The organism is Flavobacterium kayseriense, assembly GCF_014305095.1.
Taxonomy (GTDB): domain Bacteria; phylum Bacteroidota; class Bacteroidia; order Flavobacteriales; family Flavobacteriaceae; genus Flavobacterium; species Flavobacterium kayseriense.
In genome coordinates this window covers 1,145,452-1,160,267 of record NZ_JACRUI010000001.1, presented here as the reverse complement: position 1 = coordinate 1,160,267, position 14,816 = coordinate 1,145,452, and the positions used below count along the sequence as shown (strand labels likewise).

At 42.6% G+C, this 14,816-nt stretch carries 13 protein-coding genes and 1 pseudogene; 2 read left to right on the top strand and 12 right to left on the bottom strand.

Annotated features, from left to right (window positions below):
* The first annotated feature begins 50 nt into the window (after nucleotides 1-50).
* Nucleotides 51-1,502, top strand: a complete 1,452-nt coding sequence (locus H8R22_RS04950) for a flavin-containing monooxygenase (protein ID WP_187008659.1) — start codon at nucleotides 51-53, stop codon at nucleotides 1,500-1,502.
* A gap of 42 nt (nucleotides 1,503-1,544) precedes the next feature.
* The gene (locus H8R22_RS04945; protein WP_187008660.1) at nucleotides 1,545-2,735 is read left to right on the top strand and encodes an MFS transporter; all 1,191 of its coding nucleotides are present in this window, start codon (nucleotides 1,545-1,547) and stop codon (nucleotides 2,733-2,735) included.
* Between the two features lie 399 nt (nucleotides 2,736-3,134).
* Here the strand turns inward: H8R22_RS04945 and H8R22_RS04940 are convergent, their stop codons facing one another.
* The 12 genes and pseudogenes from H8R22_RS04940 to mobA all read right to left on the bottom strand — a co-directional run bounded on the left by H8R22_RS04940 (nucleotide 3,135) and on the right by mobA (nucleotide 14,259).
* The gene (locus H8R22_RS04940) at nucleotides 3,135-3,980 is read right to left on the bottom strand and encodes an RteC domain-containing protein (protein ID WP_055131121.1); all 846 of its coding nucleotides are present in this window, start codon (nucleotides 3,978-3,980) and stop codon (nucleotides 3,135-3,137) included.
* A 142-nt stretch (nucleotides 3,981-4,122) separates the two neighbouring features.
* Nucleotides 4,123-5,001 (bottom strand): macrolide hydrolase EstT, encoded by an 879-nt coding sequence (gene estT / locus H8R22_RS04935; RefSeq protein ID WP_187008661.1) that lies wholly within the window; start codon nucleotides 4,999-5,001, stop codon nucleotides 4,123-4,125.
* 72 nt (nucleotides 5,002-5,073) lie between these two features.
* Nucleotides 5,074-5,484: an LIC_13387 family protein gene (locus tag H8R22_RS04930; protein WP_187008662.1), complete on the bottom strand. Its 411-nt coding sequence runs from the start codon at nucleotides 5,482-5,484 to the stop codon at nucleotides 5,074-5,076.
* A 281-nt stretch (nucleotides 5,485-5,765) separates the two neighbouring features.
* On the bottom strand, nucleotides 5,766-6,902 hold the full coding sequence (gene tet(X), locus H8R22_RS04925) for a tetracycline-inactivating monooxygenase Tet(X) (protein WP_394368128.1): 1,137 nt from the start codon (nucleotides 6,900-6,902) through the stop codon (nucleotides 5,766-5,768).
* A gap of 23 nt (nucleotides 6,903-6,925) precedes the next feature.
* Nucleotides 6,926-7,303, bottom strand: coding sequence for a hypothetical protein (locus H8R22_RS04920; protein ID WP_044502095.1), 378 nt, complete (start codon nucleotides 7,301-7,303; stop codon nucleotides 6,926-6,928).
* A gap of 154 nt (nucleotides 7,304-7,457) precedes the next feature.
* Nucleotides 7,458-8,153: pseudogene (locus H8R22_RS04915) on the bottom strand (beta-ketoacyl-[acyl-carrier-protein] synthase family protein); the annotation flags it as partial.
* A gap of 233 nt (nucleotides 8,154-8,386) precedes the next feature.
* Nucleotides 8,387-9,880, bottom strand: a complete 1,494-nt coding sequence (locus tag H8R22_RS04905) for an IS91-like element ISCR2 family transposase (RefSeq protein ID WP_001120888.1) — start codon at nucleotides 9,878-9,880, stop codon at nucleotides 8,387-8,389.
* Between the two features lie 111 nt (nucleotides 9,881-9,991).
* Complete coding sequence (locus H8R22_RS04900) at nucleotides 9,992-10,270, bottom strand: LysR family transcriptional regulator (RefSeq protein ID WP_001100557.1); 279 nt, start codon at nucleotides 10,268-10,270, stop codon at nucleotides 9,992-9,994.
* A gap of 54 nt (nucleotides 10,271-10,324) precedes the next feature.
* Nucleotides 10,325-11,539, bottom strand: a complete 1,215-nt coding sequence (gene floR / locus H8R22_RS04895; RefSeq protein WP_187009575.1) for a chloramphenicol/florfenicol efflux MFS transporter FloR — start codon at nucleotides 11,537-11,539, stop codon at nucleotides 10,325-10,327.
* A 196-nt stretch (nucleotides 11,540-11,735) separates the two neighbouring features.
* On the bottom strand, nucleotides 11,736-12,395 hold the full coding sequence (catB, locus tag H8R22_RS04890) for a type B chloramphenicol O-acetyltransferase (RefSeq protein ID WP_066679309.1): 660 nt from the start codon (nucleotides 12,393-12,395) through the stop codon (nucleotides 11,736-11,738).
* Between the two features lie 159 nt (nucleotides 12,396-12,554).
* A complete protein-coding gene (mobB, locus tag H8R22_RS04885; RefSeq protein ID WP_066679310.1) occupies nucleotides 12,555-13,820 on the bottom strand; it encodes a conjugal transfer protein MobB in 1,266 nt (421 codons plus the stop codon).
* A gap of 4 nt (nucleotides 13,821-13,824) precedes the next feature.
* On the bottom strand, nucleotides 13,825-14,259 hold the full coding sequence (gene mobA, locus H8R22_RS04880) for a conjugal transfer protein MobA (protein WP_066679312.1): 435 nt from the start codon (nucleotides 14,257-14,259) through the stop codon (nucleotides 13,825-13,827).
* Nucleotides 14,260-14,816: the final 557 nt, after the last annotated feature.

Below are 14,816 nucleotides of genomic sequence, written 5' to 3'. Positions count from 1 at the left end.
TATGCTATCTATTTGTATTTTGCACGAGCATTATTTTCAAAAAACACAAAATGAATTCCAATCATAGGGATATTATAATTATTGGCGCAGGATTATCAGGAATTGGTGCAGCTTGCCATTTGTCTAGAAAAAACCCAAACAAGACCTATCTTATCCTCGAGGCACGTACTGAGGTTGGAGGAACTTGGAGTTTATTTCAATATCCAGGAATTCGATCAGATTCCGATATGTATACTTTTGGCTATTCCTTTAAAACTTGGGAAGACCAAAAATCATTTGCTGATGGACCTTCTATACTAAAATACATTAATGAAGCCGCTGATGAATACAAGGTTAGAGATCATATTTTGTACCAACAAAAGGCGGTGACTTTTAATTTTGACAGTCAGACTAAACTGTGGACCATTACGGCCGCAAACCCAGTCACTGCTGAAGAGACTATTTATACTTGCCAGTTTATCTTTAGTTGCAGTGGCTATTACAATTACACCAAAGGTTATCGACCAGAATTCAAAGACGAATCACTTTTTCAAGGCCCGATAATTCATCCGCAACAATGGCCTAAAGATTTGGCTGTCGCCAATAAAAAAATTGTGATTATTGGTAGCGGTGCAACTGCGGTCACTATTGTTCCCGAACTAGCCGCCGATGCAGAACAGGTTACTATGCTACAGCGTTCTCCAACTTATATCGCGGCCTTACCCAATCATGATAAAATGGCGGCGAAATTAAAGCGGCTGTTTCCGCGGAAAATAGCTTACCGATTAATTAGGTGCAAAAATATCTTGTACACCATTGTGTTTTACAATCTCTGCAAGTATTATCCAGAGAAGATGAAAAATTTCATCATCAACGGGGCAAAAAAAGGATTAGGAGACTTTCCTGTTGATCCACATTTTATTCCAAACTATAATCCATGGGAACAACGTTTTTGTATTGCTCCAAATGGTGATTTTTTTAAAGCCATCCGAAAAGGAAAAGCAGCTGTGGTTACCGATCATATCGATCGATTCGTACCCAACGGAATAGTTTTGAAATCTGGACAAACCTTAGACGCTGACATTATTATTACTGCCACAGGACTCGATCTAGTTGCTTTTGGAGGTGTACAATTTCAAATCGACTCGCAACCATTTGACGTTTCGAAATCCTTTGTATATAAAGGATTAATGCTAAATGATTTGCCTAACTTCTTTATTTTTGTTGGGTATACCAATGCTTCTTGGACACTAAAAAGCGATTTAACGAGCGAATATATTTCTCGAATGCTGAACTATTTAGACAAAAAGAATTACAAAGCAGTACAATCTCAAGTAATAGAATCAAACTTACAACCCGTTCCATTACTCAACCTCAACTCCGGTTATATTATTAGAGCTGCTAAAACGTTACCTAGTCAAGGAAACAAAGCTCCTTGGCGCATGTACCAAAATTATATTTTGGATTACAAAATGTTGCGTTTTGACGCTATTAATGATAAACATGTTCGGTTTTTTAAATAGAAGCTAGCCATACCACAAATAAAAAAATAAGTTCTCAAGTAAATGTCTGAAGTAAAAAAACATATTCTACCCATTATTGTCTTGGCTCAATTTTGCTGTACTTCATTATGGTTTGCTAGCAATGCGGTAATGTCAGATCTAGTGCAAAATTTTGGTTTAGAGGAATCGGCAATTGGAAATTTAACTTCATCAGTACAGTTTGGTTTTATCTTAGGAACATTGCTGTATGCGATTTTAGCAATTGCAGATCGATTCTCACCTTCAAAAGTTTTTCTTATGAGCGCCTTATTAGGTGCTGCATGCAATTTAGCCCTTATATGGGATGGGAATACCTTGCCGAGTATGCTCGTGATTCGGTTCTTAACTGGATTTTTCCTCGCAGGAATCTATCCAGTAGGAATGAAAATTGCAGCAGATTATTTTAATAAAGGCTTAGGAAAATCCTTAGGATTTTTAGTGGGAGCCTTAGTTATTGGGACTGCTTTCCCACATTTGCTAAAAAGTTTCACTGATTGGCTTCCCTGGAAATACGTACTTTTATGCACCTCTGCACTAGCTACTTTTGGTGGCGTCATCATGCTTATTTTAGTTCCTGATGGTCCCTATCGAAAACAAAGTCAGGGCGTAGACACAAAAGTGTTTGCCACCTTATTCAAAATTAAGGAATTGCGTTCCGCTGCTTTTGGTTATTTTGGTCACATGTGGGAGCTTTATGCTTTCTGGGCGTTTACACCGCTATTATTACAAACTTATACTACCTTACATCCCCAGGTCAGTTTTAACATCCCTATCCTATCTTTTTTAATCATTGGTATTGGCGGATTAGGCTGCGTATTGAGTGGCTATCTTTCTCATAAATATGGAACAAGAAAAATTGCCTTTACCGCATTATTTTTGTCTTGTATGTGCTGCATACTATCGCCCTTTGGTTTCCAATTGGAATCATCAAACTTATTTATTGCCTTTTTACTCTTTTGGGGTATTATGGTCGTGGCCGACTCACCGCTTTTGTCTACTTTGATTGCTGAAAATGCGGCGGCTGAAATAAAAGGTACAGCGCTGACTATTATAAATTGTCTTGGATTTATTGTTACTATTTTTAGTATTCAATTGATTAGTACTTTGAGTACATACACCAATTCTAACACTATCTATTTGTGTTTAGCAATAGGACCTGTGATTGGTTTGCTAGCGTTAAGAAATAAGAAAAAAATTGATGATGCTGTAGTCTGACTATTTTTAGAAGTAAATAAAACAGAACCTTTCAGTCCTCGCGTTTAGGTCTTAAATCTAAATACAAGTTGCAAAATTCGTTCCTAACCGAACATAAAAAAACCTCGAAATTACAATCGAGGTTTGATGCGTTTTTAGTAGCCGAAACCGAACAAATCTCGAAACATTTTCTTGAGGATTTAGAAAGGCTAACCTCCCTAAGTGCGGAAGTTACTGCTATGGAATATTAAAAACTAAAATTCATTCCAAAAGAAAAAAACAGAAAAAAAAGAAAGCCTTTATGCTAACGGATATAAGATAACGAAGCACTGTAAGTCCCGAAGGGTGGCGAAGCCATTATGCGTGCGCAGTTATCGTTATCCATTATCTTTGCTTCCCTTTTTGTTTGTTTTGATAACTCTATAAATCCTTGTCCATATATTCCTCCAAAGAAGATTTCAGTTGGTCTAAAAATGCGGTTCGTGAATTGGCACGATATTTCATTCGATGGAAAGCATTATGTAAATCCCCTAAGGTAATCTGAAACAGTTTTTCTAAAACCAAACTGATTTTTCGTATTCCTACTTTACCGTATGAAAGAGAGCCGTTCGCATACAGAGCATAAATCAGTTCTATCAAGGCATTTTTACTGTCCGTCCAAAGAATACCATCGGATGAAATATCCCTTGCAGAAAGAGAGCCTGCTATTTCATCATTATTGATTTTTTGGAGTATGTAGGTATAGAGTAGCTCATTTGCTATTATCCGAGCCACTTTGTAATCATAGTAGGTTGAAAACAGAGGGTCAATTTCAAAGACGAAGCTATTCAGTCCATCGTGGAAATTAATGTTGCCCAACCTAAAGTAAGTTTCATCACGGTCTGTTCTTCCTGAACGGTAATATCTGTAAAAATCGGAATTATAGATATGCTCCCTGTATTCCTGTTTTAATTCCCTTAATTGTTCTGAAAAATAACTTGCGTACATCTTTCCTCCATCAACAGGACAAGCTGTCTGTATGCGAAATATTTTATTGTGGTAAATGAGTTTGGAGAGAATGTATGGCTTAATGTTGCGAAAGAAATTGATTTCCTCCCAATGGTTTTTAAAGCCCTGCTGGGTAATATCCTCTCTTATTGACCATAAGTATTCTTGCAGGTATATCGTCGTTTGATATGCTTCATCAATTTCATTAGATGCAGACAGCGAAATAGCATTTTCTTTTCGCTGTATCTCCGAGATGATATGATTTAATGAAGATACCATTTCGTATTTAGTTTACAATATTTCCTTTTATAAAAGAAAATTGCGTAGTATGATTATTAAAAAACACCAAAAGATGTTATTCAAAGAACACATTGATATTAGCTTCAATCTCTAAACCGTTGATTTGGAAATACATAATACCCTATTTGTTCATTCTTTTGTTATTTGTTGTATGTTGCGTTATTCCATCAATAATTTTATTCCAATCTTCGAAATGTAGTTCGTGTCCGGTTCCATCAAGCGTTATTAGTTTTGAGCCGTTTATCTTTTCAAGTAAAACTGCTGAATTCTTAAAATGCCATATTTTATCGTCCGTTCCGTGTACAATTAAGGTTGGTTGATTGATTTCGCTCAATCTGTTCCAGTATTCTTCACCACCTTGCAGTGCCGCATGATTGAACATACTTATATAGTTATTAGCTCTTTTAAATTCGGCTCTAATCAGTTTTTCACTTCTTTGTTTGTCAAATTGTTTCCTGCCGCTCATCAATTCAGCACCTTGAATTAAATAGGTTGCTACACTGTCTTCATCAGTCCAATCTACGGTTTCAGCTTTTCCGTGAAAATCTAGAATACGTGTATCCATTTCAGGAATTGTCGGGTCTGAGTCACCCCAAGGTCCTGATGAGATAAGTGTTATTGAATCAACCCTGTTTGCATATTTGACAGAAGCGATTTGCGTTATTAGTCCGCCTAATGACATCCCTACGAAATTAGCCTTATCTATATGATAGCCGTCCAAAATCGATATGGCATCATCGACTAAATCAACAATATCATAGGGGGTTGAACCCGGTTCGTAATTCGTGGATTTTCCGACGTCTCTGTTATCGTAACGAATAACAAAAAATCCTTTTTCTGCCAATTTTTGGCAAAACTCCTCGTCCCAAAACAGCATAGATACAGTGGCTCCTGCAACTAATAAAATTGTAGGATTTTTTATGCTACCAAAACTTTCCGTGCAAAGCTGAATATTATTTGCGTTAATTATTTTCGCTGCTGTTTCTGTTTGTTTGTTCATATAAATGGTTTATTATCAATTAAATAATAGATATTGCAAATGGTTTTTTTCTCATTTTTTGTGGCAGTTTTTTCATTGATTTAGCAATATGCTGACTAAATATAAAACTGTAACTATTACAAATACTGTTCTAACTTTTCTAATTGCCAGCCTCTGCGCAAAAAATGTTATGAGCATAGAACAAACCACTATACCTAAAGTCAAAACCGTAAATCCTTTTATGATTTCTAAATCTTCATAAGCTAAAACACAAGAAAAAAGACCGACCATAAACAAGCAAAGGCCAAACGCAAGATTAAAGAAAATCCAAGCGTTCCATTGTGTTGCTTTCTTATCTACGTTGAGCAATGTGCTTTTCATTTTTTCAATAAGATTTTTATCTTCTGGATGAAGAAGTTGGGAGTACAATGTTCCCAATACGTGAGCTACGCCAATCAGCATCTGTAAGGAAGCTCCTATTTCCCAAAGTAATTTCGCTATCATAATTTTTGTCCTTTAATAAATAAAACACTTCCCTGATGTATACATGTTTTCTGCTACTAAATTCATTCGTGTTAGGGGCTTTTTTCTATACGTCATAATGTTAGCGTAGTTGTTTTGAATCAAATGTTTTTCCCTTTACTCATATGAAATTTTGTTCGTTGTTGTTTTTTAGGTGGCACATAACGCTCAGATTAGCGAATATATCAATTTTAATTATATGTAAATGCTTGATATACCGTTTTTTAAAATTCTAAAATATAAACCCAGATTGACTTTCTGTTTTATAGATTCATTAATTTTTGGAACGAAAAGTCGGGACTAAACATTTCCGTTTCGTTTATTGTCGATTCTGCCTGTGCTTCTCTTCCATAAACAAACATTTGTTGTTCATAATTTTGAATAGCCTCTTCCATACTATTAAACTTCCCGTCAATCAGATTATCAGACAATATCAAGGCATCTACTAAACCGCTGTTTACACCCTGCCCTGCAAACGGAGGCATTAGATGAGCAGCATCGCCAACCATCGTTATGGGTAATGGACGACTGCTTTTCCAAGGCTTGGCTAAGGGGAATATCCGCGTTGCTAACCCGACAAACGATGATGTCGAACGAATCAGTTCTTTGTAGCGTTCATCCCAATCGGAAAATTCTTTCAAGAGAAAATCAACAATATTATTGCTGTCCTGAAAATTTACTTGTGTTTTATTTTTCCAGTCGTCAGGTGTTTTAAAACTTATTCCAAAATGCAAAGCACCATTATTATTCGGATTGGCAAACAGTAAATTGCCTCTGTGTGCCGCCATTAACCGGTTTCCGTTGCATAACTGAAAAAATCCGGGGCAATTTACTGCTGGTTGATGAATATCGGCCTGTATATTGAAAGTACCTGTTTCTTCAACTTCCGTGTCGGTAACAAATTTTCTTACTTTAGACATTCCACCATTGGCAATAATAACCAGATCTGCTGTTTCACTCGATTTATCCTCAAAAGTTAGTATCCACTTCTCCTTATCAGGTTCAAGGGTAACAAGTTTTCTATCCCAAATGACGGTATCATTTTGTAAACTATTTAATAGGATAGTCCTTAAGTCATTTCTGTTTATTTCAGGATTGTCAAAACGATTTTCGGGTCTTACATTTTTTGTGGTTAAAATATTGCCCTTTTCATCAACAATATTTACACCCATTGGTAAAGCTAAGTCATAATAAGTTTGTAACAATCCCGCTCTTTTCATTGCTTCCTGTCCCGAATCCCTGTGCAGATCAAGTGTCCCACCAAAAATCCTTGCATCTTGGTCTTTGTCTCTCTCGTAAACTGTAATGTCCACGCCGTTTTGCTGTAACAATCTCGCCATTGTTAATCCAACAGGCCCGGCACCAATTATTGTAATTTTTTTATGTTTTAGTAAAGTCATATTCTTGTTCGCTGGTTTTAATGTCAACTAATGTCTGTCAATTTAATCACTTTGTTTTTTTTAAATTCAAACACGGATTTTCCTGATAACTTTAGCTTTTGCCCTTTTTTTAAGCCGTTCGGAAAGTCAATTGCTAAAATTGCTGTATAATCAATTTCTATTTCAGTGCTGTTGTCAAAATGCCTAAACGATTTAACTGTCTGTGTTCTCTTTGCAAAGTATGTTTTTGCTGTTTCTGCCTGTTGTTTAAACGCTGTTAACCCTTTCAGCGATAAACTTATATCATTATTTTGAATGTTTTCAAAAACAATATTATCGTCAAGGTCTGCAACCATTTTTTTGATATCAAATTGGTTGTATCCATCGATGTAGTTATTGATGATGTTTACTCTGTCGGTCATATTTTGTAATTATTTATCGGTTACATATTGGTGTTGTCTGTAGGTTGTTCTACGATAATTGCCAACTTTTAACTTCTATACGAAGGAACATGTTGGGATACTTGAACTTTCGATTTAGCGCCAACACGAGCAAACCGAAGTTAGCACCTACTCTCTATTCAGCATATTTTTTAAAAATACTTGTGGCAATGTGTCCGCCAAAACCAAAAGTATTACTCATTGCGTAATTCACTTGCCGTTGTTGTGATTGGTGTAACGTCAAGTTAAATATATCCCTATATTCAGGTTCAATATCTACCGAATTGATTGTTGGCGGAACAATGTTATTCTGAACAGCTTTAATACAAGCGATTGCTTCGATAGCCCCCGCAGCACCTAACAGATGTCCTGTCATTGATTTTGTCGCACTAATATTTAATTTGCCTTGTCTGCCGAAAAGTCTTGCTATTGCTTTTAATTCGCTCATATCGCCTTGTGGTGTTGATGTAGCGTGTGTGTTCAGATAATCTATTTCATTGGCGGAAATATTTGCGTCTTCCAATGCTAAAACCATACCTAAATATGCCCCTTCTCCCTCTGGGTGCGTACCAGTTAAATGATATGCGTCTGAAGCCATGCCACCGCCAGCAATCTCGGCAATAATCGGAGCATTTCGTTTTATAGCGTGTTCATAGTTTTCCAAAATAATTGCACCTGCTCCCTCGCCCATAACAAAACCGTCTCTGTTGATGTCAAAAGGACGTGATGCCATTTGCGGATTTTCATTTAAGGTTGACAATGCTTTTGACGCGTTGAAACCACCAACGGCACTTTCGTTAATAGGCGCTTCCGAACCGCCTGTTATTATCACGTATAGGAAGAATAAACGCCCTTTTCACCCAAGTCCAACAGCTTTGGACCGCAGTTGACTCTTTCGACACCCCTGCGATGCAACCCAATCCGGCTGACGGGGAGCCAGCAACGCTGAAAATTTACCCTCCTCTTTCCCACTAGCGGCTCCTTTTCCGACAACCAGCACGGCGGATCCCTGCCGCGGCGCTGTGAACGCAGCATTTTGATTGGTATCGTTGGCCTTCAGGCTCGTCAGTCAAACAGACCCAGGAGCAGCTCAGCCGGTGGCGCCCGGCTTTCGGGTAACGCCCTGGTCCCGCTGGTTTCGGCTTTGTGCTTCAGGTGATCAAGGATCTGCTTGATCACTATAGGGTCTTCAATGCAGGCGATGACTTTCATGGCGCCGCCGCAGCCGCTGCAGGTCTCGATGTCGATATTGAAAACACGCTTGAGCCGTTGCGCCCATGTCATCGACGCTCGCCGTTGTGCTGGTGTTGCCGGTTCATCAGCCACCCTGACCTTGTTGCCCCTGCCCCGTTTTGCCGGCGTGACCAACGCCCGGTGCCGACTGTTGGGTGCGAACACCCCGTGGAAGCGGGTTAGGTTGACTCTGGGCTTCGGTACCAGGGCGGCCAGCCTTGCAATGAAATCCAATGGTTCGAAAATGACGTGCGTGGTGCCGTCCCGGTACGGCGTCTTGAGCTGGTAGCGCACGTTGCCGCCTCGTGTTAACGACAGCCGCTTCTCGGATACCGCCGGGCGGCTGATGTACCGGCACAGCCGTTCGAGCTTCTTGCGTTCATCGGCCCTGGCCGCCACGCCGGCGTGCAGGCTGGACCCGGCTACCTTGCCAATCCCGTCACCGAACGGATCACCACTGGTCGGCAGAGTTTGCAAAGTGAACACCTTTCGCCCCGCCTGTGAACCGACAGCGATACGGTAAGTGATCGAGTGCCCCAGCAGGGGTGTCATCGGGTCGTCATCCACCGCATCCGAGGCCAGATAGCTGTTTTCGACATCCCGTTCCAGCAGGCCTTGCCGTTCCAGATAGCGACCCACCCGGTGGGCGATGGTGTGCGTCAGCTGGGTGAGCTCTGGGCTGGTCGGCGCCTTGACCCAGCGGAAACGCGCTGAGCCGTGGGATTGCTCGACATACACACCGTCGAGAAACAGCATGTGGAAGTGAACATTCAGATTGAGCGCCGATCCAAAACGCTGGATCAGGGTGACCGCGCCCGTCTTGGCCACTTGGTGGGTATGGCCCGCTTTCTTGACCAGGTGCGTGGCAATGACGCGGTAAACGATGCCCAGCACCCACCCCATGATCTCGGGCCGGCTGGCAAACAGGAAACGCAGCTGAAACGGGAAGCTCAACACCCACTGACGCATGGGTTGTTCAGGCAGTACTTCATCAACCAGCAAGGCGGCACTTTCGGCCATCCGCCGCGCCCCACAGCTCGGGCAGAAACCGCGACGCTTACAGCTGAAAGCGACCAGGTGCTCGGCGTGGCAAGACTCGCAGCGAACCCGTAGAAAGCCATGCTCCAGCCGCCCGCATTGGAGAAATTCTTCAAATTCCCGTTGCACATAGCCCGGCAATTCCTTTCCCTGCTCTGCCATAAGCGCAGCGAATGCCGGGTAATACTCGTCAACGATCTGATAGAGAAGGGTTTGCTCGGGTCGGTGGCTCTGGTAACGACCAGTATCCCGATCCCGGCTGGCCGTCCTGGCCGCCACATGAGGCATGTTCCGCGTCCTTGCAATACTGTGTTTACATACAGTCTATCGCTTAGCGGAAAGTTCTTTTACCCTCAGCCGAAATGCCTGCCGTTGCTAGACATTGCCAGCCAGTGCCCGTCACTCCGCGGTCTTCACTGCGTGATCGAGTTGATCGACACCCGCCGTGACACGCTCCATGAAGTGCCTGCCTGCGTCTGTTAGCCGAACGCCCCGCGCATGGCGCTCAAATAGCAGGACACCAAGGTTATCCTCCAGCGCTTTCACACGCGCGCTGACGCTCGACTGGCTGATACCAAGTGCCTTGGCCGCATGCCGAAAATTCAGATGCTCGGCGACGGCGATGAACTGAACAAGGGAAATGAGCGGTATCCTGCCAGACAGGATACCGACATTCACGAGGTTTCGATGGTTAGTGCGCCGCATCGGAGCGGGCCTGCTACCAGTCGTCGGTTAGACGACTGGCGACTTCTCGGTGGCAGCCCCACGGAGCCGAAGGAGCACCAGCCCCAACGAAACCAGTACCGCCATCGCCGTGGCGTAACAGATCACGGGCCACGCTGTGTCACCTTTTAAAAGTGCCACCGCCAATGTCCCGACAATGCTGACTATCAGGCTTTGAACGCAGAAGTAGAACGCGACCGCTGATCCCGCGATGTCGTCGAACTCTGCCAAAGCGCCGTTCGCGGTAACGGACACCGTGAAGACAATACCGACCGCGACAACCCACATCGGTAGGATGAAGGTGAGGAATGACGGCGAGCCGTAAAGTTCGCCGATCCCCAACAGGACCGCTCCGCAAACAAGCAACGCCATCCCACGCGCCACGCATCCTGCGATGCCCCATCTGGCGACAAAGGACTTCGCGAAACGGGTTGTCACGATCATTACAAGCCCGACAGTGGCGAAGGCAAAGCTGAATCCGATCTCGGAATATTCCGCTTGGCCTATGAGCACACGGGGAGCCGTCGAGAAGAAGACGAAGAAGGTGCCCATACCGGCGCTAAAGCCGACAGTGTAAACCCAAAAAGCCGGACTCGCGAAGATCGGCAAGACAGATCGGCGCGTCTTGACTTGATCCAGAGGGCGGGTTTCGTGCCACCTGAAACCCGCATTTAGGAGTGCGAGCATCGCCAGTATAGCCAAAGTAATGAATATCGCCTGCCATCCCAAGAACTCGCCGATCAATGCTCCGGCGATAGGGCCGAGCGCAGGCACGAACGCCAGCATCGAACTGAAAAGGCCGTAGATGACGACACCCTCAGGACGGTTGGCATAAACGTCGCGAACCGTCGCGAACGTCGCCACCAGCATGGCCGACGCGCCCACTGCTTGAAGTAGACGGAAAGCGACAAAGGCCGGTGCAGTTGAAGACCAAGCTGCTCCCAGAGACGCAATGACGAAAGCCGTTGCGCCCGCAAGTAGAATTGGCCGTCGCCCGATTCTGTCTGAGAGCGGACCAAAAATCACCTGGCCCACGCCGAGCATCACCATATAGAGGCTCAACGTGAGTTGGATCATAGCGGGCGTCGTGTTCAGGATGCCGGGCATCGCTGGAACGACAGGGAGATAAATATCCATCGCCAGTGAAGCGAGGATGTCGAAAGGAGCCATCAGCAGCAGTGCTGCCGGCAGCGTATAGGCCCACGCGGGGCGTGTGGTGGTCATTTCTTTTGTTTCCATAACGCAAAGATATAAATTTCTATCTACTAATAGGTAGATAATCTTAAAAATTTTGCTCGTACTTCTCTCTTTTTGATTTTTGTAATGATTTCTTTATTCAAATACTCCTTTTCAAATTCTACATTAAAAAAAGCCTTTCAGCAATAAAACTGAAAGGCTTTTCGCAGTTGTTACATATAAGTCAAAAACAATACGGGAAATCTCTCTTTTCGATTTTTACAACTTGGTTGTAAAAATCGAAAAGAGACTGTATGTTGCCTGAACAAATTAAAGGTATCGCTTCGGTCAATATGTCTTCATCCCAATCCCACCACTTGATATCTAACAGGATCTGAATCTCTTCGTCCGAAAACCTTTTTTTAATCGGTTTTGCAGGGTTTCCGCCGACAATAGTGTAAGGGGCAACATCTTTGGTGACTAATGACCTACTACCGATTACCGCCCCGTCACCGATCTTCACTCCCGGCATAATCATTGCCTCGCTCCCTATCCAAACATCATTACCGACAACTGTATCGCCCGCGTTTTCAAATCCGTTAATTGCTTTATTGAATGCTTCAATCTCCGGCATATAAAAAAAGGGAAAACTGGATATCCAATTATGTCGATGCCCTTGATTGCCCGCCATTATAAAACTTGCACCGCTACCTATGGAACAGAATGAACCTATGACCAATTTATCAACGTCATCTCTATCTGGAAATAAATAGCGAGCGCAGTCATCAAAAGAATGTCCATGATAATAACCGGAATAGTAGGAATATTTCCCAGCCGTGATATTGGGGTTGGTAATATGGTCTCTAATTATTTTGCCCTTAAATGGGCTATCGAAAAAATTCATCTTTTTAGCATTTATTATTAAATAATTCAATAGAATGTCAGGGCAACATCTATTGCCTTGACAGAGATTATATGTTCCTAAAAATATGCTAATCTGATTTTTTCATACAACAAAGGTAAGTAATTTTAAAACTTGTTTTGAAAATAAGGACAATCTCTATTATTTTTTTTGTCTTGTTTTCTTCTTTTTCTTCATTCTATTGGCAAAATCCTGTTCCTCGTAATCTTCGCCCTGTGCTTGGGGCAACAGGCTGAACAATCCCAAATCAGAACTGTGCGAATGTTCCTGCGTGATAAACTCGAAAAGGTCTTTGGTCGGTTGGTGGTCTATCGTGTTCGTATCGGAAACAGGGCTGTCCTGTGCTTTCAATGCGGGTTTGTTTCCGTTGTTCCACCAATCGTTAAACAGATTTGCCGACAGGTTTCTGTCCAACTGCGAGCCATTCCAAACAGTACGGCTACCATTGTCAATAAAAGTAATACCATAAATCCGTCCGCTGTCGTTTCTGCGGACAACGGTGTGAATGTCCTGTTCGGCAAGTTGCTTTTTAAATTCCTTTTCGCTGTTTGTGGTGTGAATGGCAAGTTCCACCGAATTTTTGAGAACAGACTTCGCAGGGTTGGTTTTCATCTTCTCTTTGGATTGTTCAAAGTGCCGTTGTAATCCGTTTACTCCTGCGTGCTTGCCAAACAAAGACGCTTTGAACGGTTTGCTTGCCTTTTCTCCCTTGTCGTTCAAAGCAAAATATACCAATCCGTGTACAGGCTCTCCGTTGCGTTCGCCTTTTATTTCCTCTGCCGTAATATTCAAAAACGAAAGCAAAGCGTTGTATGTCCCAATGCTTGTATATTGGTAATACTTCGGCAGGTGTCGCACTACCGAAGCTATTTGGCTTTTTATATCGCCTTTCTGCTGTTCTACCTTTTTGAAATTTCTGCTGTCGTGTTTCTGTTCCTGCTCGGTAGCTTTGTGCAGATTGTATTTCGTTTCCAAATCCCGACAGATAGCCATTGAGCGAGGGTGGTCGTAATCATCGGGGATTTTCCTGCCGTCAATGCCCACGCAGGTCGAAACGATGTGTATATGCGTGCGGTCAATGTCCGTATGTTTGAATACGATATACGGCTGATTGCCGTAACCCATACGCTCCATATATTCCTGTGCCATTTCGGTAAACTGTTCATCGCTTACCGTGTCTTTCGGGTCGGGGTTCAATGAAATGTGCCGTACCGTCTTTTCCGTTCGGATATTGGCAGACAGATACGGCTCAAAACACTTGTTGAAGTACGCAACGGAATACCTACCGTCCATTGTGTCGGGTATCTTATTCAGCAACAGAACCGCTCCGTTTTCCGTTTCCACTTTCTGCTGATTGTACAAAATAGCTCCGTACATATTGCTTCCCTTTCCGATTTTTGCAACCATTTCTTTACTCTTTGTTTAGGTATTTCTTTTCAAATTCTGCGGTAAGGATTAAAACTTTGAGCAATAATTCTTTCATTGCTGCGGTCTGTTTTTCCAATTTGTAGAGGTATGCCAATGCCTTTTTCTCCGAAAAGTGTGTGTTCAACAGCTTTACAATCTGATTGTAATTGGTTGCTATTCCTCTGAACTGTCCGAAAAACTTGGTCAATCCTGCGTGGTATTCTACCGCATTCATATCAATTTTTACGGTTTTTACCGTCTTTTGAAAGATACAAGCCGTAATGAAATGTGCCTTTATGTTCATTCCCGATTGGTCGAAAAGGGCAAGGAACTTGGCGTTTTCCTCTGCGTTCAGACTGATGGAATACCGATGTACCGCAGGGTCGTTCTTCGGTTTTCTTCCTGTCTTTTTAATCTGTTTTCTGTTCACTTCTTCCATAATCAAATCATTTTAATGTTAAACCAAAACTGCGACTTCGGAGCGGTTTTCAGCCACCTGCAAGGGCAAGTGCTTTTGAGATGCGGAATTTATTCCGAGTAGCTCAAAAGATAACTTGCTCTGAACAGGGGTTCAGAAAATCCGTTCTGCGGAACGGATTGGAGTTAGCCGAAAAAACCAACCGCTTCCATTTGCAAAGTTCGGCAAGACTGTTTGAAAAACAGCTGTTTACAGTCACGACAATGAACGCCAAATAGTGCCACTGACTGCCACTTTTATTTGGGTTGGGGGTTATCTTGACGATGCGTTGCTCCCCCTTAAAATTATTTTCCAAAAGAAAAAAACAGAAAAAAAAGAAAGCCATTTTAACAAGGCGGACAAGCGGAAAAACCAAAAGGAAACGGAATAAGTCCCGAAGGGTGGCGAAGCCATTATGCCGTAGTCTTTTGGTGGGCGGTGCGGTGGCTGTCCGCCTTATCTTTGCTACCTTTTTATTCTTTTTTGAATATGATTTTAACTTCTTTCATAATAATATTTGGCAACTGAACGCCAAATGC

What these genes read in the sequence shown, in the direction of transcription:
- H8R22_RS04950 (WP_187008659.1), top strand. Translation starts at nt 51, where the DNA reads ATGAATTCCAATCATAGGGATATTATAATTATTGGCGCAGGATTATCA.
- H8R22_RS04945 (WP_187008660.1), top strand. Translation starts at nt 1,545, where the DNA reads ATGTCTGAAGTAAAAAAACATATTCTACCCATTATTGTCTTGGCTCAA.
- H8R22_RS04940 (WP_055131121.1), bottom strand. Translation starts at nt 3,980, where the DNA reads ATGGTATCTTCATTAAATCATATCATCTCGGAGATACAGCGAAAAGAA.
- estT (WP_187008661.1), bottom strand. Translation starts at nt 5,001, where the DNA reads ATGAACAAACAAACAGAAACAGCAGCGAAAATAATTAACGCAAATAAT.
- H8R22_RS04930 (WP_187008662.1), bottom strand. Translation starts at nt 5,484, where the DNA reads ATGATAGCGAAATTACTTTGGGAAATAGGAGCTTCCTTACAGATGCTG.
- H8R22_RS04920 (WP_044502095.1), bottom strand. Translation starts at nt 7,303, where the DNA reads ATGACCGACAGAGTAAACATCATCAATAACTACATCGATGGATACAAC.
- H8R22_RS04905 (WP_001120888.1), bottom strand. Translation starts at nt 9,880, where the DNA reads ATGCCTCATGTGGCGGCCAGGACGGCCAGCCGGGATCGGGATACTGGT.
- floR (WP_187009575.1), bottom strand. Translation starts at nt 11,539, where the DNA reads ATGACCACCACACGCCCCGCGTGGGCCTATACGCTGCCGGCAGCACTG.
- catB (WP_066679309.1), bottom strand. Translation starts at nt 12,395, where the DNA reads ATGAATTTTTTCGATAGCCCATTTAAGGGCAAAATAATTAGAGACCAT.
- mobB (WP_066679310.1), bottom strand. Translation starts at nt 13,820, where the DNA reads ATGGTTGCAAAAATCGGAAAGGGAAGCAATATGTACGGAGCTATTTTG.
- mobA (WP_066679312.1), bottom strand. Translation starts at nt 14,259, where the DNA reads ATGGAAGAAGTGAACAGAAAACAGATTAAAAAGACAGGAAGAAAACCG.